Consider the following 23,348-nt stretch of genomic DNA (forward strand, 5'->3'; position numbering starts at 1 on the left):
ATCAAAGTCTTACTCTTCTGTTTTTGTCTGTGTAACTCTTGTAGTAGTTATATTAAAAACATCCATAATAGAGAATACCCATATCTAACATACTCTAAACATCTAATCGAACAGGATACTTACAGATTGCAATTCATGTACACGAATAATCGCTTCTCCAATAAGTGGTGCGACGGATAATTCTGTGATTTTTTCAAGTTGCTTCTCTTCCGGTAATGGAATGGAATTAGTGACTACCAGTTCCTTAATTCTAGAATTATCAATTCGCTCAATAGCTGGACCAGATAATACAGGATGTGTACAACAAGCATACACCTCTTTAGCACCATTTTCTACTAAGGCATTAGCAGCAAGCGTAATTGTACCTGCTGTATCAATAATATCGTCTATAAGGATAGCTGTCTTTCCTTCAATATTACCTACAATGTTCATCACTTCTGCCACATTAGGCCTTGGTCTACGCTTGTCTATAATACCGATTGGAGCTTTTAATCGATCGGCCATTTTACGTGCACGTGTAACGCCTCCATGATCTGGAGACATAATGATGATGTCTTCTAGATTTTTCTTTTCAAAGTAGTCGGAAAGAATTGGTACACCTTGTAAGTGATCTATAGGAATATCAAAGAAACCTTGAATTTGCGGTGCATGTAAATCAAGCGTTATTACTCGGTCCGATCCCGATGTCTCTAATAAATTAGCAACAAGCTTTGCTGCAATTGGCTCTCTGGAACGAGCTTTACGGTCCTGTCTAGCATAACCATAGTATGGCATCACAATATTAATTGATTTGGCTGAAGCCCGTTTTAAAGCATCAATCATAATTAATAGCTCCATGATATGCTGGTTTACTGGTGAACAAGTAGATTGAACTACATAGACATCGCAGCCGCGGACGCTTTCCTCAATATTAATTTGAATTTCTCCGTCGCTAAAACGAGACACGGTACATTTTCCCAAATTTGTACCTATATGTGCTGCTATATCTTCTGCTAGTTTGGGATTAGAATTAAGTGTGAATACCTTCAAAGATGTATCCTTGTACGTAGATGCCATGAGTAAGAACCCTCCGTTAGTCTTTTTGTCTGTTTTTTATTTTAGATGCGTATCCTTCTTTATTCGTTTGCCTAGATCTTGCTACTGACAAAGAATCTTCAGGGACATCTTTTGTAATTGTTGAACCCGCTGCAACATAAGAGCCTTTTCCAACAGTTACTGGTGCAATTAGATTCGAATTACACCCAATAAATGCATCGTCTTCAATGGTAGTTAAATATTTATTCTTCCCATCATAGTTTACAGTTATTGTTCCACAGCCGATATTAACATTTCGTCCAACGTCTGCATCGCCAATATAACTTAAATGGGAAACCTTGCTCTTTTCAGCTAGTTCAGTTTTTTTGATCTCAACAAAATTGCCGATCTTAGCCTCATCACCGATAGAACTTGATGGACGAATATGTGCATATGGGCCTACCTTTACATCATTTCCTAGTTTACTGTCACTAGCAACACTTTGTTTAACAATCGTACCTTCCCCAATATAACAATTTGTTATTTCTGAGTGTGGTCCAATTGCACAATTTCCTTTTATAACCGTGTTTCCTTTTAGAATGGAACCCGGATAAATGATCGTATCTGCTTCAATCTCGACATCGGGTTCGATATACGTATGATCAGGATCTATAATAGCAACACCGTTACGTAAATGCTTTTCATTAATACGATGTTTCATTAACCTTTCGGCTTGAGCCAAAGCAACACGATCATTTACGCCCAATGTCTCGTCAAAATTCGTTGTCATAAAAGCACTAACCTTTTCTTCTTCCTTTTGAAGAATTTCAATAACATCCGGCAGGTAATACTCACCTTGCGAATTATCATTCGAAACATTTTGTAAAGCGTGAAATAAAGCTTGATTATCAAAACAGTATGTACCTGTATTTATCTCATCTACAAGAAGTTCTTCCTCATTGGCATCTTTTTGTTCTACAATTCTTTCCACTTCGTTAGTTGCTTTGTTACGAATTACTCGTCCGTAGCCAAAAGGATTTGGGGCCTTAGCAGTTAGTACTGTTGCTTTCGCTCCAGTTCGTTCATGATGCTGAAAGAGATCTTGATATGTTTCACCAGTTATAAGCGGCGTATCTCCACAAACAACAATCGTTGTACCTTCTTTATCTTTTAACAACTCTTCTGCCTGCAGTACAGCATGACCCGTGCCCAATTGTTCTTCTTGAACGACGAACTCACATTCACTCCCGATCCGCTCTTTAACCTTATCTGCTCCAAAACCTACTACGGTTACTACTTTATTTAAATGAACCGTGTTTATCTGATTTATGACATGTTCTACCATTGGTCTGCCCGCTACGGGATGGAGTACTTTGTATAGCTTTGATTTCATTCTCGTACCTTGCCCTGCTGCCAGCACAACAGCATATCGATTCGACATAAAGGAAACCTCCATCATTTCTAATTATCCATTATGAATATATCTTAAAAACCTTTCCATTTCAACAAATAAACCGTGTGAAACAAGGTCTTACATGATGTAAAAGTTTCCATTAAATGCGTATTTAAGCATTTTTATACCTATGTATTCCAATAAAATATTATATAAGTTATGTACTTTCAGACAAAAAAAGAAGGCTAACCTGATGTAGATTAGACCTCTAGTTGTATTAAAAAATGTGCGTTTTACGAAGCTCCAGCTTCTTCATACTTCACTTCAGCTTCACCAGCACGATGGTATTCTTCTAAAACAGCGTCTTGAATCTTTGCACGTGTACCGGAATTAATCGGATGTGCGATGTCTCTAAATTCACCATCTGGAGTACGCTTAGATGGCATTGCTACAAATAGTCCATTGTTCCCATCAATAACACGGATATCATGGACAACAAATTCCTGATCCAAAGTAATCGATGCAATCGCTCGCATTCTACCTTCTGTATTAACGCGGCGCAATCTTACGTCAGTTACTTCCATGATGTATCACCACCTTTTCCCATTTGAATCTATATTAACTAGTTCAACAAAACTATTAAAAGTCCTGCTAAATTATTAAAAAAAATAAAATATTTTCAAATAAGGTGATTAACAGGTAATTTTCCTCATATGGTTCCTCCTAAACGCTTCACAAAAGCAGAAACCACACTTATATAACAACAATCACATTAATTCCCGTCCATGCTATTTGTAAGAAAATTACCTGGATGGACATCTATATTTTTTTCTTTCAAATCGACATTGGAAATTTTAATTAACGATGTATAATTCTCTACTACGCGTTCCTCTTCTTCATCGTCTGCTTCAGCTAGTACACCAATTGCTTTTACTTGAGCATTAAACTCCTCTAACAAATTAATCATTCCTGTAATGGTGCCTCCTGCTTTCATAAAGTCATCGATAATACAAACATTAGATCCTTCTGTTAAGCTTCGCTTAGGCAAAACCATTGTTTGAATTTTTCTTGATGACCCAGAAACATAGTTAATACTTACAGATGAGCCTTCTGTTACTTTTGGATCTCTCCGCACGATAACAACCGGCACTCGAAGGAAAGAGGCAACCGAATAGGCTAAAGGAATTCCTTTGGTAGCAACCGTAACCACAACATCAATATCCATTTTGGAGAATGACGATGCAAATACACTTCCAATCTCTCTTACTGTCTTTGGATCACCTAGCAAATCACTCATGTAGAGATAACCACCGGGTAGAATTCGCACTGGATCTTCTAGCTTTCGGCATAGATCATTAATAAAAGCTTTATTTCTCCCATTATTGAACTCAGGAATGTATTGAACGCCGCCGCCAGCGCCAGTAGTTCGTTGTAAATAACCAATGCCCTCTTTTTGAAATACCGTGTCAATTATATCAAGATCTTCACTTACAGAAGCCTTCGTTGTCTCCAAATTGGATACAAAGTAAGGCAACTGCGTATGTTGCCGTGGATTCTCTAGAAAAAAGTTTGTTAAAGCAACCAAACGATTACTTCGTTTCATAACCACACCTCAAAACCGAATATTTCTCTTTAATATACCATTAACATATGCCTTTTATCAATTTTTAACCTAATAATCGAACATAATATACTTCTTCGCAAAATCCTCGCATCCCATTATAAATTCTCCTTGCCTTGCTTTCCTGCTCTACTAAGCCATATACAGTCGGTCCACTTCCACTCATCAGCACACCTTGAGCCCCTGATTGACGCATGGCCTCTTTAATCCGTTGTACTTCCGGATATAACTCAACGGTTATCGATTCTAGCGAATTTCCTGAATGGATGCAAAGTTTTTGAAAATCATTTTCTCGTAACGCTTGGATTATTTTATTTGTCTGCGGATGGGCAAGCTCATTTATAATTATTCGCTGGAATATTGTTTTAGAGGATACGCCGATATCAGGTTTCGCTAAAACAACCCAACACGGCGGAGGCGAAGGGAGTGGCTCAATAATCTCGCCACGTCCTTTCGCAATACCGGTCTTTCCATATATACAAAAGGGCACGTCCGTTCCGATAGTTGAACCTAACCTCGCTAACTCATCATTCGGTATGCCTAATGACCATAATCGATTCAGCCCTCTCAAGACGGCAGCTGCATCTGTGCTACCGCCCCCTAATCCTGCTGAAACGGGTATGTTCTTTTCTATATTGATATGAACCCCTGCTCGGATTCCATATATTTGCTTCAAGGCATATGCTGCCTTAAAAGCTAAGTTTCGCTCGTCACTAGGCACAAACCTGCTTTCCAACGAAATTTCAATACGATCCTGCTTTAGCTCGTATAATTTAATTCGATCTGACAGATCTATCGTTGTCATAACCATTTCTATATTATGGTAATTATCTTCTCTTTTACTTAACACATCGAGTGATAAGTTTATTTTAGCAGGGGCTTTCTCAAATAGCGCCATCACCCGTCACCTTCTTGTACATAGATAATGAAATTGTAACATATTAGAAATCACCAAGCGAATTCAAAGAAAACACATCCATTCAGCTTTCTCTAGCAGCAAAAAAGGCAAATCCTATTAGGATCTGCCTTTTTGCTGCATGTTCGCTTCGGCCATTTCAATAGCACGTTTAACCATATTTCCAGCATCCCTAGATTTTATGCCGCCCCAGCCTTCGCTTTGCACCGTGTCGTAAAATCCTAACTCTTTGGCAATTTCTTCTTTCAAATGGTCTGACATCATCCCTCTTCGTCTAGCCACGAAAGAACAACCCCCTTCATTTAAATGAGTAGTAATTCCCTTACGACATGCTTAGTATGGCTTAATAGGTTCTCGAACAATCCCGTTATATGTATACAAAAAAGGAAAAATTTTATGGTTCATCCCAAATAACTTTTGGATAGATTTTAAAGTGATTGTTAAACCTAAATGTACGTCATTAATATATCGAAGTATTATTGACGAATAATTCAGTTATTTTAATGTAAAATAAAAGCAGTAAACCTTTAGGGCTACTGCTCAATCACGGAAGCAATGGTATGTTCGTCTGAAAAACTTAGTTCCACTGTTTCTGTTAAAACGTCTGCATAGCTGTATGAAACACGTTCGAATGCATTTTCTTCTTGGTCAAGCTCAACGATAAAGACAGAAGGATATGTTTCTGCTAATACGCCTGAACGTTCAATCGTTTTCCTTCTGCCACCGTTCGCTTTAAGCTTTAACCGTTCACCAACATGACCTTCAAGACCTTGCTTTATTTCGATTAATGTTTTCGCCACTATACTCCACCTCACTGCAAATAGTGTACCATAAACTTGTACAAATGTCAAATAAAACTTATCATTATAACAAGTTACCAAATTTAATGTCAACAGTTTAATTTGTCGATTAACCCTATTATTTGTATATGTTAAATTTTTATGTATATTTTTTTCAAAAAAGTGGTAGGTATAGTTCTGTAAAATGCTTGTCCTTATTTCATACGGCAACCTTACCTGCCAAGGTAAGTTGCTTAATCCATCGATTCTTGCTCCAAATAAGGCATACCAGTCCGCAACAGTCCTTTTGTCTCTACGCCCCCCATACCCTTATCTCCTGTCAGCGTGTTCCTCAATGCCTCCCAAACACTAACCCTTTCCATAAATGGTGTATAAGCTATCTTTGCTGCGATATATACCGGGTCTAATGCATGTATATTGATCCGTAGTGGCGAACTGGCAAAGTTCGCACCAGCACGTATTAATGACTCAAAGTGAGATTGACATGCTCCCGCAAATATGATGAGCTGGTCTAGGTTAGGGTTAATTTTTCTGGCTTCACGTACTGTCTCAACAAAAAATTTGGAATGTCGATATGCACGAATATCACTTTTCTGCCCTTTATTTTTAGAGAAGGCATCATGGCCGGTAATTACAATAATATCTGGCTGTATCTTCTCCACTAACTCTCCAATTTGAAGCGGCATTTCACGCTCTTGTAAATGAACACCATGCACTTGCAGTCCTATACGCTGATATAGTTCAATACACTTTCTTAAATACATCTGATCGCCATCAAGGTGAAGTACTTTCGCAGGGAGTTGAAAAAACATGGTTTCATGCTGGTATCCATCGGTTGCCTGGTACTCCCGTTTTTCTTTCATTAATTGATAATCTTGTCGAAATAATCGATAGGAGAATTCCTCTTTTTCCTGCTCTCTTTTTCTCCGTTTCTCAAGCTCCCTCTGCTGAACCATTTCCAAATCAGTTACCGGCGCATCTGCTTTGAGACGGATATCCTCGCCATATAATTCAACGTTTTCTCTTTTTACCGAGGCTACTCGAAATAATAAATCATGATTATACGATTGTCTCGTTACTAAATCACCTTTTGCAAAGCTCATACCTTCTCCTCACAGCCTTCCTACCAAGCATTCTGATATAGCCTATGAGGAGGCGGCTAAAACTGTGCGTTTATCTAAAATTCAGCCTTCGTTTTTATCTTCCTTTGGCTGGATCCGATATAAGGTATTAGCCAACAATGCAAACTCTTCCATCGTCAACGACTCTCCACGTCTATTGCCATCAATCCCCGCCTTTTCTAAGTACTGGGTAACCTGTTCTTTGGTAAACAAGCTTTGAAAATGATTGGTTAAATTATTGCGAAGGGTTTTTCTTCGTTGTGCAAAGCTAGCCTGAACCATTCGAAAGAAAAAATCCTCATTATCAACTTGGACAGGTGGTTGAATGCGCTTCACTAACTTCAGAATACTTGAATCGACATTTGGCTGTGGCATAAACGCGCGTTTAGGCACATGCATAACTACTTCTGCTTTTGTGTAGTATTGGATGGCAATACTCAGCGAACCATAGCTTTTATTATTGGGGCCAGCTGCCATGCGTTCAGCTACTTCTTTTTGTATCATGACAGTAAAACTATTCACTGCGAGATCCTCACGTAATATTTTCATAAGAATTGGCGTGGTAATGTAATACGGTAAATTAGCAACAAGATGTATCGGTTGCTCATGCTTAAAGTACGTTGTGATCATATTCGCAACATCGGCCTCTAATATATCTTGATGTAAAATAGTAACATTTGGATAGGGTTCTAATGTGTCTGCAAGAACAGGTAACAGTCGTTGGTCTATTTCAAAAGCGATAACTTGATCAGCATGAATGGCTAATTGTTCTGTTAACGCTCCAATGCCTGGACCGATTTCTATAGCTCCAGCACCTTTCTCAATACCAGCATGTTCAATAATGTTCTCCAAGATATTGCTATCGATTAAAAAATTCTGTCCTAAACTCTTTTTAAAGGAGAAATGATACTTCGATAAAATTTCTTTTGTACGTGACGGTGTTGCTATAAATTTATTCGTTGTCATGCTTATCCTCCTGCCAAATCTGCGCAATAGCTGCCTCAAATTCTTGTTTGGTTATCTGAAACATGGTGAGCCGCTTTAGTAATTGTTTGCCATTCATATGACCAATTTGAAGTATCTCTCCTAAGCGTTTTCTTTTTTGAGCTGCTTGTGCGCCGCCAATTAAGCCATAGTTAATTAAATCTTGTTTGGTAATATCGCTGGTTTGTGTTTCATTCAATTCATAAACTTCTGAGAGAGCTTGTTGAATGGACTTCATCGAGGCATGCTCGATTCCTAAACTTTTATTTATACCAGAATGCTTCGCTGTTGCTTCTTGTCGCGTCAAAAAAGCATGTTTGCAGCCAGATACTGCTTGATCAATAATATGACGAATACGTTCCCCTGGATAATCTGGGTCTGTAAAAATAATGACTCCTCGCTTATCCTTGGCATGTTGTATTTGGGTTAGAATCGTTTGATTAATTGCTGAACCATTTGTTTCAATTGTATCCGCATCAACAGCTTGGCGGACTTTTGCTGTATCATCTCTTCCTTCTACCACTATTACTTCTTTTATCCTCACATTATTTCCTCTTTCTACACTCATTCATTTTAGCCTTTTTTAATTTCCTCTAGTTCGATTAAAGCTATACACTTATTATAATACAAAAAATGCTCTTACCTCTATGGTAAGAGCATTTTTATTAATTAATGACCTTTACAGTAACGGTTTTTCGACCCCAATTGTAGGCAGCTTGTTTCGAAGGTACATGAACATCAATACGATTGCCTACAATATGACCACCGGTATCTCCAGCAATCGCTTCCCCATATCCTTCAACCCAAACTCTTGACCCTAACGGAATAACGCTTGGATCTACAGCAATCACTTTTTTATTCGGATTCGCGTTTAAATTTATACCTGTCGTAGTAAATCCACTACAACCACTACAGCTTGCAGTATAGGCACTCGCAGACATTGTATAGGTTTTTCCGCCTTGCGAACGATCATTTGCGTTTTGTGCGTTATTACTCTCTGAACTTGCTTCGGATTGCTTGGGCTTTTTAGTTGATAACGTAACCAAATTATTATCTTCTTTCTGTTTCGTACCGATAGCTACTACTCGATCTTCACTTTCTTCGATGACGTTCTCATCTACTAGTTCTTTACTTACTTCTTTTCCATTTTCTTTAACAATTTCATAAACTTTCTCTACTTTGCCTTCTTTCCCTTCAGAGAGGACCCTTTTCTCTCCCTTTGGAAGACTGCTATCATTCTTTTCTTCCGTCGAAAAGGCTATTGTTTCAGTAACTTCATCTTTTTCTGTTTCAACACGTACAATCGAGACGGTTGTATCTTTCGTAACTTTTTCACCCAGAGCCGGTTTAATTTTATCCGCTCCATCCTGATCAAACTTCACCTGAGATTCTTCTAACAAATCGGCTACAGTGCCGCCTGTTGTCCATACTGTTTTCTCTTTTCCGCCATTATTGATGGTAACTTGGTAGGCTTGCTTAACTTTAATATGTAATCCATCTTCTATTGCATCTTCTGGCTTAAAAGAAACATCATCTCGTTGCTTAAAAGAAAGGTTATTTTCTTCTAAGAATTCATTTATTGTATCTACCGTTGTATAGTAATTCTTCTGTTCATCGTCAATTGTAACAGTCACTTGTTTTGCTTGTTTGTACGAGATTTCCATTCCATTTTCAACGGAATCTGCTTTGTTATGAGATAAGTAATCATGTTCTCCAACAGTAATTCCAACTTCAGCTAGTAATTCTTCTACGGTGTTTTTATGCGTCTTTACAGTTTGTTTCTTGCCGTCTTCAGCAATAACCACTTCTGCTTTAGTAGCATCAAATAAGACGAGTCCGGAAAACACAACAAGTGCCAAAACACCAATGCTCGAAATAACCAGCTTCATTGTCGACGCCGGCATTAGCTTTGAAATCATTCGCATGCTTCTGCCTCCCTCTTAATGCATTTTGATTATATTAACACTTATATGCAAAGTCAAAGTAATTCCGTTTACGTTTAAGTTACAATTAGATTACATAGAAAAAAGAGAGCCCTTTTTTATTAGTAAAAATACCTCATAACCATTGATACATAAGGGGTTTATTAAAATCGATTATTTCATAAAAAAAGAAGCTTAACATTTACGTTAACCTTCTTTTTATACCGTATTTTTCCTATTTTTTTACAAATTATTTTTCTTTTTTTACAACCGTCATAAGTTTAAACCAAAGAGAGAAATAGCGTTTTTTGTCGTGTTTTCACAAATTTCGTCCAAGGTTGTTTCTCGAAGTTCTGCTATTTTTTCTGCTACTAATTTAACATAAGCTGGTTCATTTCTCTTTCCTCTATTGGGGTGAGGAGCTAGGAAAGGTGCATCAGTTTCAATTAACAACCGATCCATAGGAACCTGCACCGCTACTTCCTTTGGTAAAGTAGCATTTTTAAAGGTTACTGGTCCTCCTAAAGATATATAAAAATTCATATCTAAACATGTTTGTACATAATCTGCTGAATCGTTGTAACAATGCATGATTCCACCAATCACTTCCGCATTTTCTTGTTTGAGAATATCAATAATATCCTCGGTAGCTTCACGATTATGGATAATAATTGGCATATTTACTTTTTTAGCCAATCGAATTTGCTTTCGAAATACTTCTTTTTGTACATCCTTCGGTGATTTATCCCAATGATAATCCAAGCCCATTTCACCGATCGCCACAACTTTTGGATGGGAAGACAACTCTTCAATCCAAGCAAGCTCTTCACCTGTCATATCAATGGCATCAACCGGATGCCAACCAACTGCTGCATATATTGTTTCATATTGTTCAGCAATTTCAATTGCTAAGGGAATGGTTTCACGATCAAAGCCAACAACCACCATATATTTAACTCCAGCATCAAAAGCGCGCTGAATCGTTTCTTCTCGATCTTCAAAAAAATCTCTTGCGTTTAAATGAACATGGGTATCAAACAACAACTTCTTCACTCCTCAGTTATAAACATAAGCTCTTCTTATTGTTGAAAAGACCAAACTCGTTGAGATTGGTCTTTTCTGCTTCATTATTTTACAACGGAACCGTTTGGTAAGTTTTCTTCTACAGAAGCAAGTACAAGCTTCCCATTTTCATCTTCACCACATAGAATCATACCTTCTGATTTTTCACCACGCAATTTAGCTGGCTTCAAATTAGTGACACAAATTACTTTTTTTCCTACTAAATCATCTGGTTGATAATATTGTGCGATTCCTGAGACTACTTGCCGCTTTTCAGCACCTAAATCCAATTGCAATTTTAATAATTTATCCGCCTTTTTTACTGGTTCTGCTTTAACTACCTCAGCTACTCGCATATCTACTTTCATAAAATCATCAAAAACAATTTCATCTTTATTTGTTACTTCTTGATTGCTTGTCTTTGGCTCTTGAGCCGGTTTTTGCATCATTGCCTTGATGGTTTGTACTTCTTTCTCTACATCGAGTCGTGGAAAGATTGGACTTCCTTTTTGAACAATTGTACCAGTTTTAATCTGTCCTTCCTGATAAAGGCTATCCCACTCTTTTAATGTTTCATCTGTTATATGAAGCTGCCTGAAAATTTCTGCCGGTGCTTCTGTTAAGAATGGTTGAAGCATGACCGCTGCTTTACGTAGATACTCCGCAAGATGGGCCATTACATTTCCTAATCGATCCTTATTTGCTTCATCCTTAGCTAATACCCAAGGTTCTGTCTCATCAATATATTTATTGGTGCGGCTAATCAGATGCCATAACGAAGATAAGGCGACAGAGAACTGCATATTTTCCATCGCTTCCTCTACTTTGCGAATGGATTCATTGCCAAACGCTTCAAGTGACGCTTCAAATTCTGTTTCCTTGGCAGTATATGCTGGAATTTCCCCATTAAAATATTTATTGATCATCGCAATCGTACGATTCAATAAATTTCCTAAATCATTTGCTAGGTCATAATTCGTTCGCTCTACAAATCCTTCGGGAGTGAACACACCATCTGACCCAAATGGTACTTCGCGTAGCAGGTAGTAGCGAAGTGCATCTAATCCATATCTATCCGTAAGCTTAACGGGATCGACTACATTTCCTTTTGATTTTGACATCTTGCCATCTTTCATTAATATCCATCCGTGCGCAAAGACTTTTTTTGGCAATGGAAGATCTAAAGCCATTAACATAATTGGCCAATAAATGGTATGGAAACGAACGATCTCTTTACTCATTAAATGGACATCGGCCGGCCAAAATTTTTGATATTTGCTGTCATCATCCGTCCCGTAGCCTAAAGCTGTAATATAGTTTGTCAATGCGTCAATCCATACATAGATAACATGCTTGGGGTCCCCAGGTACTTTAATTCCCCAATCAAATGTCGTTCTAGAAACAGCTAAATCCTCTAGGCCTGGCTTAATAAAATTATTCAGCATTTCATTCTTACGGCTTTCCGGCTGAATAAATTCAGGGTTATCTTCATAAAATTGCACCAATCGATCTACATATTTACTCATTTTAAAGAAGTAAGATTCTTCTTTCACCTTCTCTACTGGTCCGCCACAGTCTGGACAATGTCCATCCTCTAGTTGTCTTTCCGTAAAAAAGGATTCGCAGGATGTACAATACCATCCTTCATATTCATCCAGATAAATATCGCCTTGCTTAACCAATTGATCAAATATGTTAGCTACAATTTTTTTATGTCGTTCTTCCGTTGTTCGAATAAAATCATCATTTGATATTTTTAACTTTGACCATAAATCCTTTATACCGCTTACGATTTCATCTACATATGTTTGTGGAGAAACACCTTTTTCCGTAGCTTTTTTTTGTATCTTCTGCCCGTGCTCATCCGTTCCGGTTAAATACATAACATCATATCCACGCATCCGCTTATACCTAGCAATCGCATCACCAGCCACTGTCGAATACGCATGACCAATGTGTAAATTTCCACTTGGATAGTAAATCGGTGTTGTTATATAAAATGTTTTTTTATTATCTGCCATTTATCTTACCTCCTATTTCCACCTGCATCCATAAACTATTACTATTGTAGCTTTTATCCTGCAATTTGCCAAATAGAGTGCAATATCATCTAATTTGGACAATTATTAGAAAAACAAAATCGAATTATGTCGAAAAATATTATTTGTTTATTTCCTATTTTTTCCTATACCTCTTCAGTATTGCCATAATCACAGTGGATAAACCTTGTCATATCAAGGTTTATAAGTTGTTTATAAATAATTAAATTTTCAGGTAAATATTTATTGACAGAAAAAAGAAACACTGGTATTCTATTGCTTAGAGCGATGTCGAAATATGACGATTTTTTTAATACAACAAATTTTAGGAAGAACGAAGGCCTCACTGACAAGTAAAATGCCGCGTTTTTCTAACCTTAGGGGGAAAGAAATTGAAATCTACCGGAATTGTACGTAAAGTTGATGAGCTTGGACGTGTCGTTATTCCAATGGAGCTTCGTCGTACACTGGAAATTCAGGAGAAAGATGCGATGGAAATCTATGTAGAAAATGACAAAATCATTCTTAAGAAGTATAAGCCCAACATGACTTGTCATCTTACTGGCGAGGTCTCAGATGAGAACCTTTCTTTAGCGAACGGCAAACTTGTCCTTAGTCCTGAAGGCGCACAAGAACTGGTTAAAGAGATAGAATCACGACTTAACAAATAAGTATAATAAAGGTATAGTGTGATGGTACATTACACTACATAAAATGAATTATACTTATCGCTATACATGTAATAAAGGTCTGACGTTCATCACTACGTCAGACCTTTTTTATCTATAACAAATTTTATTCTTGAATGTGGTAGGCTTGGTAAACGTCTCGCTTCGGCAATTGTCTTTCCTTAGCGACTAGTTTAATGGCCTCTTTACTTGAATTAGTTTGACTTTCTAAATAATGGTTTACATGCTCAATGATAGATAGATTACTCCACCATAATCGATCCATATCCTGATCTTCTTCCGCTCCATCCAAAACAATACAGAATTCGCCCTTCATTTCTTTTTCACTAATATGTGAGATTACTTCAGCTAATGTTCCGCGAATAAATTCTTCAAATCGTTTGGTTAATTCTCTAGCAAGGACAACCTGGCGATCGCCAAGCTGCCCATGTAGAGCCTTTAAAGTATCCTTTAAACGATATGGGGACTCATAAAATAATAATGTCGCACGCAGGGGTTTCAGCCGCTCGATCTCCGTTTCTTTTTCTTTCTTTTTTCTTGGCAAAAACCCATAGAAATAAAATTCACTTGTTGGAAGCCCGGATCCAACTAATGCACATAATGCAGCATTAGCCCCTGGCAAGACCACGACGGGTATTCTCTTCCCAATTGCTGCTTGTACAAGGTCATGTCCTGGGTCAGAAATCGCTGGCATCCCTGCATCACTTACAAGAGCAATCGATTCTCCATTTTCTACTTTTGTTAATAATTGATCTTCACGAGCCAACTTATTATGTTCGTGATAACTAATGAGCGGTGTGTTCAAATCAAAATGCCTTAGTAGATTTTTTGTATTCCGCGTATCCTCAGCTGCTATCACAGATACGGATTGGAGAGTTTTTAGCGCTCGATAAGTAATATCTTCTAAGTTCCCTATTGGTGTAGGAACAATATATATTGTTGCCGTTACTTGATCATAACTTTTTTGAATCTGCATGGCTCATCACTTCTTTCAACTTGTCACGAATCATTCGAAATTTCTCTTTTCGTGTCAATTGTTTAATTTCGTATTCCTTTCTCATTGCTTCCGTTTTACTGGCGAACCGTTCAACATAAACAATTTGAAAAGGGCCCCTACCTCTGGTGTATTTTGCACCTTTTCCCTCTTCATGCATCCTGACTCGATGCTCCAAATTATTGGTATATCCAGTATATAATGACCCATCATTGCATTTTAATATATATACCACGTGGTTATTTTCTGTCATATATAATATCCTCAGCTTCTTCTGTATATGATCCATTGGCTTGATAAATATAGAGTGGAGGTAAGATTTTTAAATCTGCCTTCCCATCCCTTGTTCCTTCAATTAATAACATATTTGCTTCTTTTCCCTGCTTTGGATAAACAAATTGCAATCGTTTTGGCTCCAACTTATATTTCCGAAACAAACGGATGATATCGACTAACCTACCAGGACGATGTACCATGGCCACTTTGCCTCCTGGTCGCACATAGCGTTTACAGGCTTTGATAACATCCTCTAATGTACAATATACTTCATGCCTGGCTATCGTTAAATATTCATTATGGTTATGCTCTGTTTTAGATGGTGTTGGAAAATAAGGAGGATTGCAAGTAACTACATCAAAATGACTTTGGAGCAAACGCGTTTGTAAATGGTTTAAATCACCGTGAATCAGCTCAATTTGACTCGTTAACTGATTCATTGCAACATTTCTCGTTGCCATTTGATAAATTCGATCCTGGATTTCAACTCCAGTAATAGAACCCTTTGTTTTTCTCGATAGTAGTAAAGGAATAACACCATTGCCCGTACATAAGTCAAGTATTTTTCCTTTTTTAAATGGAACATAAGCAAAATGAGCCAACAACACGGCATCAAGAGAAAAAGAAAAAGCCGAAGGACTCTGTATAATTTTCATGCTGTTATCTGCTAGTAAATAATCTATTCGTTCATCATCATATAACTCAACCTCAACCATTTAGTATTTCCTTTCTGAATGAACATGAAGCTTATGATTCAGGAGCTGCTTTACTTTCATAGCATTAACTGTAACAAAGGCTGCCCCGAAATCGAGACAGCCATACATCATGTATCTTACTTCGTTTTATTTAGGAAGTCTAAGCAAAAAATGCAATCTTCATTTCTTCTTGGACTGCCGAATTCCAAATTACAAATATGAAAGCCTTCCTCGTATAAACGAGCCAAATTATCATACCCTTCACCAGGAAAACCTTTGTTCACTTCTGCATGATTATCATTGTCTGCGTTGTCCTCTTTTGTATGTTTTAAGTGACTACGTAAATTATGATTCTCCATGGCTAGTCGATGATTCTCTTCTAAAAGGTCGCTCAGTTTACCTTTCAAATCACCTAACTGTTCGTATAATTCGCCAATTTGCTTTTCCATATCTGAAACTTGATCAAAAATTTTCCTGTTCTTCACGCTACTCACCCCGTTATTCTGTGGCTTGCGCTAAAATTCCTTCATCAATTAGTTCATCTAAAGTATATTCGATTACTCTTTCTTTTTCAGGTATTTCGATTTGGATGAGTCGTTCTAAGATGTTTAAACCAACTACTTTACCCTTTCCATATGGTGTCTCCATTGATTGTCCGATATCTGGTAATTCACGTTTGGCTACTTCATAATCATCGTTTTCATATTTTAAACAACACATTAACCTTCCACATAGACCAGAAATTTTTGCAGGATTTAAGGAGAGATTTTGATCTTTTGCCATTTTTATAGATACAGGTTCAAAGTCACCTAGAAAAGTGGAGCAGCATAGCATTCTGCCACAAGGACCGATTCCTCCTAGCATTTTTGCTTCATCACGTACACCAATTTGACGAAGTTCTATTCTCGTCTTAAACATTGCGGCAAGATCTTTTACCAAGTTTCGAAAGTCTACACGACCATCAGCAGTAAAGTAGAAAATAATTTTATTACGATCAAATGTATACTCCACTTCTACTAAATTCATATCTAAGTCATGTTCTCTAATTTTTTCCAAGCACGCTTGAAATGCTTTTTGTGAGCGTTCTTGGTTCTCCACTACTGTTAATTTATCCTTATCGTTTGCGAGTCGAATAACTTTCTTTAGTGGAAGAACAACATCCTCCTCATCAACCTGTTTATTGGTAAGGACAACTTTACCAAACTCAATTCCACGGATGGTTTCAACGATGACATAACTATCTAACAGAATCGTCTCTTCCCCCGGATCAAAATAATATATTTTACCCGCTTTCTTAAAGCGAACACCGATAACTTCTATCATTCCTTATCACCTCTGTATTTGAAGTGTGAGCTGCTCCATCACTAAGGTTGGATGGACATTTTGCTTTAACTTTCGCTTTGCCTGCAACACCGTTTGTAAGACGTCTAATAATTGCTCCTGCGAAAAGCGTCTTGCTGCCTTTTCAAGCAATTCATCAGAAGGGGCGAAAAATACCATCCCAGCTTCGTTTTCTATATGGTAATAAAGAATATCTTTGAATGCGAATAGTAGGAGATCCAATCCTTCTTCATGCTCACTTCTTTCCTTGAAATGAGTCACCCAATGCTGATGAATAAATAAGTATACATCCTCTGGATTGGATGAAAGTACCTCTACTAATTGTACCACTATCTTTCTTGCGGAGGCAAACCACTCGTCGTTATTTCTAGTAAAGGCATCGTCTAAATTATTCGTTAGTGCACTCATTAAAACTGCATTTCTATTATGCATCCCTTTTTCTATTAATTGCTTTTGGAAGTTTACTGGATTAAGAGGCTTTAAATCAATGACCTGACATCTGGAACGAATGGTCGGGAGAATTGATTGACTATTGTCTGTCATCATAATCGCCGTTGTTTTTTTATTCGGCTCTTCTAAAAATTTCAAAATACGGTTGGCAGCATTAACGGTTAACGTATCAGCACCTTTGATAATATAAACTTTTTGATCCGATTCTAGACCAGAATACATAAATTCTTTCTGCAAATTCCTGATTTGCTCTATTTTAATCGATTGTCCATCTGGTTCAATCCAATGTACATCCGGATGATTTCCAGATGCAATACGGTGACACGCATTACAATGTGAACATGGCTCATCAGCTGAATTATTCTCACAAAATAACCCTTTAGCGATGAGCAAGGCGATCGCTTCTTTACCCGTGCCTCGTTCACCTTGAAGTAAATAAGCATGGGAAATCCGGTCTTTCTTTATGCTATTTGTTATTATCCTGCTTGCTAACGGCTGTATTTCGGCAACCTCAGGCCACGTTTCCATATGTATCCCCTTCATATTATCATGCTTCTTACGTATATATGTTAACCAGCAGACCTTTAATCTCACCAATTAAACCTAGTAGATCTACTGTCTTTTTTTCGTTATTCATGACTTCTTCGGTTAGTTCCATTAATTTTTCATTAACAGCTTTTACGATGGTTAGGTTTCGACTTTGTTGATCCACCCCAAAACGATGAGACTTTTCCAAGTCCAACCCACTATTAACTGCTTCCTGCAAAAAACCTTTGACTAACCGCTTAAATTTTGCTAAATCTCGGAACGAACGGAATCGAGCTAGCTTGTCTCCCTGCAGACTAATATTTTTTATTAAAACTTGGAATTCTTGCTGTTTAAGTTGTTGGGCCTGGGACTGCAGCGATTTCTGGAAAGTCCGGTTCTCTTCTCCAGCTGGTCTAATATACTTTGTTTCAGGTTGGGGTCTTAAATCCTGACTAATTTTCAAATGCTCAGTCCCTTCCGGCCTACAATCTCTTTTATCAAGACAGCTTAGCCTTAAAATTGATAAAACGATTCGATCGGCAAAATAAACACGGTGGCTCCACCTACTTCTACCTTAACTGGCTTTGGAATATAAGAATCAGCATTGCCTCCCATTGGCGAGATTGGTGCAACCATTTGTTCACGATGCGAACAGTTGTCTTTAATGATATCTAATGCTTCATCAACATATTCGTCTTCACACCCGATCATTAAGGTGGTGTTTCCTTCCTTTAAAAAACCGCCAGTAGTAGCAAGCTTGGTTGTCTTAAAATTCTCTTCACCTAGTGCATCCACCAGACGATTAGAATCTTTATCTTGAACCACTGCGATAAGTAACTTCATTTTTGCCAGCTCCTTTAGATTTTCTTATTTTCCTTAAATAAAGATAAGATATGACGTAAAGCTTCTTCTTCCACATCTTCCATTGGTTGATCCGCATTTATGAATTGAAATCGATTAGGAAATCTTTCTGCAAGTATATGATAAGCATCATAGACATGTTCATGAAATTCAAGATTTTCCAGATCCAAACGATTTTGCTCTCTATTTTTATTCGCCGCGATCCGCTCTAATCCTTTTTTGGGCTCAATATCGAAGAATAAAGTTCGATCAGGCATGCAATCACCAATGGCAAATTGATTAATTTTTAGTACCTCATCCATTCCTAGACCTCGCGCATAACCCTGATATACAAGGCTGCTATCTATAAAGCGATCGCATAACACTATTTTACCCTGATTTAATGCTGGCAACACTTTTTCAAAGAAATGCTGACTTCTTGCTGCTGCATATAACAACGCTTCTGTATGCTCTTCCATCTCTGTGTGAAGCGGATCAAGGATAATATTCCTTATTTTCTCAGCTATCTTGATACCACCTGGCTCTCGAGTAGCAAGTACATCATAGCCTTCATTGCTTAACCGTTGACTTAAAGCATGGTGAATCGAGGTTTTTCCAGCACCTTCCCCACCTTCAAATGTGATAAATAGTCCCCTCAACTTCCTTCTTCTCCTTCTTCCAATCCTATATTTATAAATACTTGGATGTCTTCTGTATACCGGTGTTGCATACGTACTCCTTGTTCACGCAGTAGGAATAGCGTGTTTATATGTGTAGTTGTGATTACTTCCCCTTTTAGTATTAATGCGATTCCAGGTGGATATGGAATAACCGATTCTGCCGCAACATACCCAACTGCATCTTGAAGCGGGAAGTAATTCGTTTGCAACTGATCCATTGTTTGATAAGACAAAGCTAATTCCTGAACCTTCTCAGTAAAAAGTCCTTGTATGTCTATTGTATCATGTCTAGCAGTATTTTTTAATTGATCATTCACGGTTTTTACTGCTTTTTTCAAGCGATTTACTTCAGTAAATGGAGCTAATCCGTGAATGAATAATAATTGGTTATGTGTTGCTAATTCTGGATAAATTTGCTGTTCCTCAAAGTAGCTAGCAACTTGTGTTGCAGTAATCCCTTCCTGCATTTCCAATGTAATTTTTAATGGATCATCTGCTGTTACAATACTCCAGTAATTGGTTTGACTTAACGCCCCTTTGACCTTGTCGACGCTATCTAATATGGCATGTATAGCTTTTGGAGGCATGTTTGCCAGAAAAGCACGTGCGATATCCAACGAAGCCATTAATGGATAAGAAGGGCTACTGGATTGAATCATTTGTAAATAGTGAGCAACTTGCCGTTCAGATACATACCTAGAATTCATATGAAGATACGATCCCATTGTCATCGCTGGAGCCATTTTATGAGCCGATTGAACAACGATATCAGCACCTAGTTTTATAGCAGAAGGAGGCATGGGAGAACCCAAAGAAAAGTGAACACCATGCGCTTCATCAATTAGAACAGGAATACGATGGGAATGTGCCAGTTCTATCATCTTTTTTAAAGCAAATGTATGTCCAAAGTAATCCGGGTATGTAAGCACGACTGCCTTCGCATTAGGATGCTGTTCTATGGCTCGCTTTAATGTGTTTATATTTGGATTGTTATACCGATGAACAGCTTCATTATAATCTGGCGCAATAAATACCGGGCTTGCTCCACATAATTCTAATCCGTTCATAATTGATTTATGAACATTACGTTGTACAATAACCTTATCAGATGCCTTACATGTAGCTAATATCATAGCCAAATTGCCGGCCGTACTTCCTCCTACTAGAAAAAACGTTTTCTTTGTTTGAAAGAAATCGGCAGCCAACTGTTCCGCATCAGCAATAACCGTTTCTGGTGCATGTAAATCATCCAATCCTGTTAACTCTGTCATATCAAATTTAAGCAGTGTATGAAAATATTGTTTCACTGCTTCAGGAAATATATTCCCGTTTTTATGACCTGGTACATGAAAGGAAATGGGACGATTCACTGAAAATTGTTGTAGTGCATGAAATAACGGCATTCGTTGTTGGTTCATTTATCTTCGCCTCAATATGATGAAATTAACTGATCATATCTTATCATATCAGCACTAGACTTTCATATAGATAACAAAAAAAGCCTTTGCGGACAAAGACTTTACCGATCTAGGAATATAGTTTTGGTTTGTTGATATTTTTTAATTTATGGAGATAATAGTTATACTTTTCTTCACGTGGTTCCGTATGAATCATATTATGCTCACATTCTGAACAGATAAACAATGTGTACAAATGAATACCTGATTCCTTTTCTTCTTCACAAATACCACAACGTTCATGTGTTAAGCTTTGTTTCATTTCTCCACCTCCGTTATGAATTAGTATCTCCTAATCTAACGGATCTTATACAAAAAAATCTTTGAAAATGAATTGAAAATAGTAAGCTTTAAGAATTTCTTTTATATTTGCATTTAATCAATCATGAAATAATAAACAAATGAATTGCTGATAACGATGCCAACCCGAAGATGCCTAGAAATCCAGCTATTACCGCTGTGAATAAATTTATTGGAATATGCAATCCAATTGCTCCACCGAACACATTAATAAAAAACAGAAATAATATCCCGATTCCAAGCTTTACCGTCGTATGTCCAATAAAGCGCATTGGTTTTACGGGCGCCCCTACAAATAATAGGATAATAATTAATGCAACCATAATAGAAATTACTAGTGTCGAATTCAAACTAATCAACCCCTCTTTCTTGTCCCTTTCTACTACTTATGCATAAAATGAAAGAAAAAGAACCAGACATAGTAAAAACACTACACAGTATACATTGCGTTCTTCTAATCAGATATTAGAAGTCTCTGTATTCAATTTCACTGCCGTTCCTTCAAGTAGGAGGTGGATCAAATGAAACAATGATAATTTCATCAATAAAGGAATTAAATCCTATTAAATGAAAATTTACTTGCTCAGCTTCACAGGACACCTTTCTTGTAACTACTTCCGAAAATAACTCACCCGGTGATAATTGTAGTTTCTTTTCATCTAGCTTAATTGGTATCTCTACATCTGCAATATTCTTAATCTTTATTTCTATGTTAGTAACACATGCTGCATCAAAAGATAAAAGATCAGCATCAATATCTAGAAGATCTTTTGTAGTTGCGTTGACTACCTTTCCGTGTGATTCAGTTTCACTCATAAACCAAGCCTTTGTAGTAGATGAAGATATAGATATACATAGTGTATAAACGAGTATGCAGCTAAGCAGTATAATAAAAGCTCTTCTCCTTTCCACTACACGCTCACCCCTCTAACTCGCATTACTCATACGTTGCACCATCATCTGTTTGTTTACCAATCACATGAAAAGTTGCATCATACTGTGCACCTTGGTATTCATTGCCCGCACTCTCATCTAACTTAATAGCTATCATAATATCAATATATTGACCTTCATCAAGTTGCCAGAAGGAATCTTCACTCCCCTCACCGAACGTAATCTCACCTGAATCAACCTCTTCGTCTGTTAATAGTTCTCCAGAAAGTTCTACTCCTTCAGTATTAGCAGTTGTAAATGTCCGTTCATTTGTTTCCCCATTAAATAGATTTTCTAATTGTATTTTTGATTTTTCATAGGTATCCTGATCGGGAGTAGTTGTGTACTTCATAGCCATGTATCCAACCTCATATGCATCTAAGGATGCTTTATCAATTGAATGTGTATAAGTAGCATTTAGATACGTATCTAAGTCACCACTGTTCTCAATAGTCACCCAATTTCCATATTCAAGCTGTGAGGGGGCAAATTTAACTCCGGAAAAAATCGGTGTTTCTATATTGCTATCATTATTAATTTGTAATACTCCATTCTGCATGTCACCTTGCGCCTCTGTTTCTGAAGTAAACCAAGAGTATGTTCCTATCCCAGCTGAAGCTACCAAAATTCCAGCAAAAGTCGTACCTAATAATGTTTTCTTTAATTTTTTCATAAAAGTTCCTCCTCATATCTTTTTAATATTTTGTTTTGATGGATGCCTTTTTGCGGATTTCTGACTCCTTTCATACACCTCCAAACAAATATATCCAGTAAAAGGGAGAAGGATAAGCAGAAAAAACCCTACCGGTCCACTGATAAACTTAGAAATAAAACCTACATTCGGAATCATAAATACCTGTTTTCCTATAACATTCTTTGCAGACACCAGCGTCTCATCAACAACATTATTATTGTCCCCCTTTGTAACAAACTGGATATCCCCCTGTTGCAAAATCACTTCACTTACTCGGTGAGTAATATATTTATCCGCTGCTTCTTTAAAGGTAATAACGTCATTTTCTTGAATCTCTGATGCTTCCAATCTTTTTACAATGACCATATCACCAGTTTCGAATGTCGGATTCATACTATTAGACAAGACTGTAAAAGGCTGAAAACTAAACAAAGAAGGAGGCTGTCCAGGATTACGAAGCAATTGAATCACAATAAATAGAACGAAGATAACCATTAGAACAAATAAAAGACGCAGCAATATCTTCAGTGCTCTCCTAAATTTATCTTTGATTTCAACCATCCTCTCCCTCCTGACAGCTCATTTTTATAAATAGGAAC

The 23,348-nt window shown here is 37.4% G+C and carries 29 protein-coding genes; 1 reads left to right on the forward strand and 28 read right to left on the reverse strand.

The window, feature by feature from the left end:
- Nucleotides 1-102 precede the first annotated feature (102 nt).
- The 13 genes from BN990_RS00145 to metG form a co-directional block, all read right to left on the reverse strand.
- On the reverse strand, nt 103-1,056 hold the full coding sequence (locus BN990_RS00145; protein ID WP_021290355.1) for a ribose-phosphate diphosphokinase: 954 nt from the start codon (nt 1,054-1,056) through the stop codon (nt 103-105).
- A 16-nt stretch (nt 1,057-1,072) separates the two neighbouring features.
- The gene (gene glmU, locus BN990_RS00150) at nt 1,073-2,455 is read right to left on the reverse strand and encodes a bifunctional UDP-N-acetylglucosamine diphosphorylase/glucosamine-1-phosphate N-acetyltransferase GlmU (RefSeq protein ID WP_021290354.1); all 1,383 of its coding nucleotides are present in this window, start codon (nt 2,453-2,455) and stop codon (nt 1,073-1,075) included.
- Nucleotides 2,456-2,700: 245 nt separating this feature from the next.
- Nucleotides 2,701-2,991, reverse strand: a complete 291-nt coding sequence (gene spoVG, locus BN990_RS00155) for a septation regulator SpoVG (RefSeq protein ID WP_021290353.1) — start codon at nt 2,989-2,991, stop codon at nt 2,701-2,703.
- Between the two features lie 188 nt (nt 2,992-3,179).
- Complete coding sequence (gene purR / locus BN990_RS00160) at nt 3,180-4,010, reverse strand: pur operon repressor (RefSeq protein ID WP_021290352.1); 831 nt, start codon at nt 4,008-4,010, stop codon at nt 3,180-3,182.
- Nucleotides 4,011-4,074: 64 nt separating this feature from the next.
- Entirely contained in the window at nt 4,075-4,926 is an 852-nt protein-coding gene (ispE, locus tag BN990_RS00165) for a 4-(cytidine 5'-diphospho)-2-C-methyl-D-erythritol kinase (RefSeq protein ID WP_021290351.1), read from the reverse strand.
- A 117-nt stretch (nt 4,927-5,043) separates the two neighbouring features.
- Entirely contained in the window at nt 5,044-5,226 is a 183-nt protein-coding gene (locus tag BN990_RS00170; RefSeq protein WP_021290350.1) for a small, acid-soluble spore protein, alpha/beta type, read from the reverse strand.
- Nucleotides 5,227-5,477: 251 nt separating this feature from the next.
- Nucleotides 5,478-5,744, reverse strand: a complete 267-nt coding sequence (gene veg / locus BN990_RS00175) for a biofilm formation stimulator Veg (protein WP_021290349.1) — start codon at nt 5,742-5,744, stop codon at nt 5,478-5,480.
- A 233-nt stretch (nt 5,745-5,977) separates the two neighbouring features.
- Nucleotides 5,978-6,847 (reverse strand): sporulation peptidase YabG, encoded by an 870-nt coding sequence (gene yabG, locus BN990_RS00180; RefSeq protein WP_021290348.1) that lies wholly within the window; start codon nt 6,845-6,847, stop codon nt 5,978-5,980.
- Between the two features lie 81 nt (nt 6,848-6,928).
- Complete coding sequence (rsmA, locus tag BN990_RS00185) at nt 6,929-7,831, reverse strand: 16S rRNA (adenine(1518)-N(6)/adenine(1519)-N(6))-dimethyltransferase RsmA (protein ID WP_021290347.1); 903 nt, start codon at nt 7,829-7,831, stop codon at nt 6,929-6,931.
- Nucleotides 7,818-8,393, reverse strand: a complete 576-nt coding sequence (rnmV, locus tag BN990_RS00190; RefSeq protein WP_021290346.1) for a ribonuclease M5 — start codon at nt 8,391-8,393, stop codon at nt 7,818-7,820. Before rnmV ends, rsmA begins: the two co-directional genes overlap by 14 nt.
- 121 nt (nt 8,394-8,514) lie before the next feature.
- A complete protein-coding gene (locus tag BN990_RS00195; RefSeq protein WP_021290345.1) occupies nt 8,515-9,774 on the reverse strand; it encodes a G5 and 3D domain-containing protein in 1,260 nt (419 codons plus the stop codon).
- A gap of 270 nt (nt 9,775-10,044) precedes the next feature.
- Nucleotides 10,045-10,815 carry a TatD family hydrolase gene (locus tag BN990_RS00200; protein ID WP_021290344.1) on the reverse strand — a complete coding sequence of 257 codons (771 nt, stop codon included), beginning with the start codon at nt 10,813-10,815 and terminating at the stop codon, nt 10,045-10,047.
- A gap of 83 nt (nt 10,816-10,898) precedes the next feature.
- The gene (gene metG / locus BN990_RS00205) at nt 10,899-12,854 is read right to left on the reverse strand and encodes a methionine--tRNA ligase (protein WP_021290343.1); all 1,956 of its coding nucleotides are present in this window, start codon (nt 12,852-12,854) and stop codon (nt 10,899-10,901) included.
- Nucleotides 12,855-13,264: 410 nt separating this feature from the next.
- Here metG and BN990_RS00210 point away from each other — a divergent pair, with 410 nt between their 5' ends.
- The gene (locus BN990_RS00210; protein WP_021290342.1) at nt 13,265-13,543 is read left to right on the forward strand and encodes an AbrB/MazE/SpoVT family DNA-binding domain-containing protein; all 279 of its coding nucleotides are present in this window, start codon (nt 13,265-13,267) and stop codon (nt 13,541-13,543) included.
- Nucleotides 13,544-13,667: 124 nt separating this feature from the next.
- Here BN990_RS00210 and rsmI read toward each other — a convergent pair whose 3' ends face one another.
- From rsmI to BN990_RS00285, 15 genes are all read right to left on the reverse strand, one after another.
- The gene (gene rsmI / locus BN990_RS00215) at nt 13,668-14,537 is read right to left on the reverse strand and encodes a 16S rRNA (cytidine(1402)-2'-O)-methyltransferase (protein WP_021290341.1); all 870 of its coding nucleotides are present in this window, start codon (nt 14,535-14,537) and stop codon (nt 13,668-13,670) included.
- Nucleotides 14,515-14,808: a GIY-YIG nuclease family protein gene (locus tag BN990_RS00220; protein WP_021290340.1), complete on the reverse strand. Its 294-nt coding sequence runs from the start codon at nt 14,806-14,808 to the stop codon at nt 14,515-14,517. Before BN990_RS00220 ends, rsmI begins: the two co-directional genes overlap by 23 nt.
- Nucleotides 14,795-15,547 carry a tRNA1(Val) (adenine(37)-N6)-methyltransferase gene (locus BN990_RS00225; protein ID WP_021290339.1) on the reverse strand — a complete coding sequence of 251 codons (753 nt, stop codon included), beginning with the start codon at nt 15,545-15,547 and terminating at the stop codon, nt 14,795-14,797. Before BN990_RS00225 ends, BN990_RS00220 begins: the two co-directional genes overlap by 14 nt.
- 116 nt (nt 15,548-15,663) lie before the next feature.
- Nucleotides 15,664-16,011 carry a DNA replication initiation control protein YabA gene (gene yabA / locus BN990_RS00230; protein ID WP_021290338.1) on the reverse strand — a complete coding sequence of 116 codons (348 nt, stop codon included), beginning with the start codon at nt 16,009-16,011 and terminating at the stop codon, nt 15,664-15,666.
- A gap of 13 nt (nt 16,012-16,024) precedes the next feature.
- Entirely contained in the window at nt 16,025-16,849 is an 825-nt protein-coding gene (locus BN990_RS00235) for a PSP1 domain-containing protein (RefSeq protein ID WP_021290337.1), read from the reverse strand.
- Between the two features lie 6 nt (nt 16,850-16,855).
- Complete coding sequence (gene holB, locus BN990_RS00240) at nt 16,856-17,845, reverse strand: DNA polymerase III subunit delta' (RefSeq protein WP_021290336.1); 990 nt, start codon at nt 17,843-17,845, stop codon at nt 16,856-16,858.
- 28 nt (nt 17,846-17,873) lie between these two features.
- Nucleotides 17,874-18,308 (reverse strand): YaaR family protein, encoded by a 435-nt coding sequence (locus BN990_RS00245; RefSeq protein ID WP_021290335.1) that lies wholly within the window; start codon nt 18,306-18,308, stop codon nt 17,874-17,876.
- A 50-nt stretch (nt 18,309-18,358) separates the two neighbouring features.
- Nucleotides 18,359-18,688 (reverse strand): cyclic-di-AMP receptor, encoded by a 330-nt coding sequence (locus tag BN990_RS00250; protein ID WP_021290334.1) that lies wholly within the window; start codon nt 18,686-18,688, stop codon nt 18,359-18,361.
- Between the two features lie 14 nt (nt 18,689-18,702).
- On the reverse strand, nt 18,703-19,344 hold the full coding sequence (gene tmk, locus BN990_RS00255) for a dTMP kinase (protein ID WP_038241565.1): 642 nt from the start codon (nt 19,342-19,344) through the stop codon (nt 18,703-18,705).
- Nucleotides 19,341-20,783, reverse strand: coding sequence for an aminotransferase class I/II-fold pyridoxal phosphate-dependent enzyme (locus BN990_RS00260; protein WP_021290332.1), 1,443 nt, complete (start codon nt 20,781-20,783; stop codon nt 19,341-19,343). Before BN990_RS00260 ends, tmk begins: the two co-directional genes overlap by 4 nt.
- Nucleotides 20,784-20,892: 109 nt before the next feature.
- Nucleotides 20,893-21,084, reverse strand: coding sequence for a sigma factor G inhibitor Gin (locus tag BN990_RS00265; RefSeq protein ID WP_021290331.1), 192 nt, complete (start codon nt 21,082-21,084; stop codon nt 20,893-20,895).
- A 121-nt stretch (nt 21,085-21,205) separates the two neighbouring features.
- A complete protein-coding gene (locus BN990_RS00270) occupies nt 21,206-21,472 on the reverse strand; it encodes a pro-sigmaK processing inhibitor BofA family protein (protein WP_021290330.1) in 267 nt (88 codons plus the stop codon).
- A 151-nt stretch (nt 21,473-21,623) separates the two neighbouring features.
- Nucleotides 21,624-21,938 (reverse strand): hypothetical protein, encoded by a 315-nt coding sequence (locus BN990_RS00275; protein ID WP_148530672.1) that lies wholly within the window; start codon nt 21,936-21,938, stop codon nt 21,624-21,626.
- Between the two features lie 121 nt (nt 21,939-22,059).
- Nucleotides 22,060-22,728 carry a hypothetical protein gene (locus BN990_RS00280; RefSeq protein WP_021290328.1) on the reverse strand — a complete coding sequence of 223 codons (669 nt, stop codon included), beginning with the start codon at nt 22,726-22,728 and terminating at the stop codon, nt 22,060-22,062.
- 12 nt (nt 22,729-22,740) lie between these two features.
- Nucleotides 22,741-23,310 (reverse strand): signal peptidase I, encoded by a 570-nt coding sequence (locus tag BN990_RS00285; RefSeq protein WP_021290327.1) that lies wholly within the window; start codon nt 23,308-23,310, stop codon nt 22,741-22,743.
- Nucleotides 23,311-23,348 lie beyond the last annotated feature (38 nt).

The sequence above is a fragment of the Virgibacillus salexigens genome (assembly GCF_000723585.1).
Lineage (GTDB): Bacteria > Bacillota > Bacilli > Bacillales > Amphibacillaceae > Virgibacillus > Virgibacillus salexigens.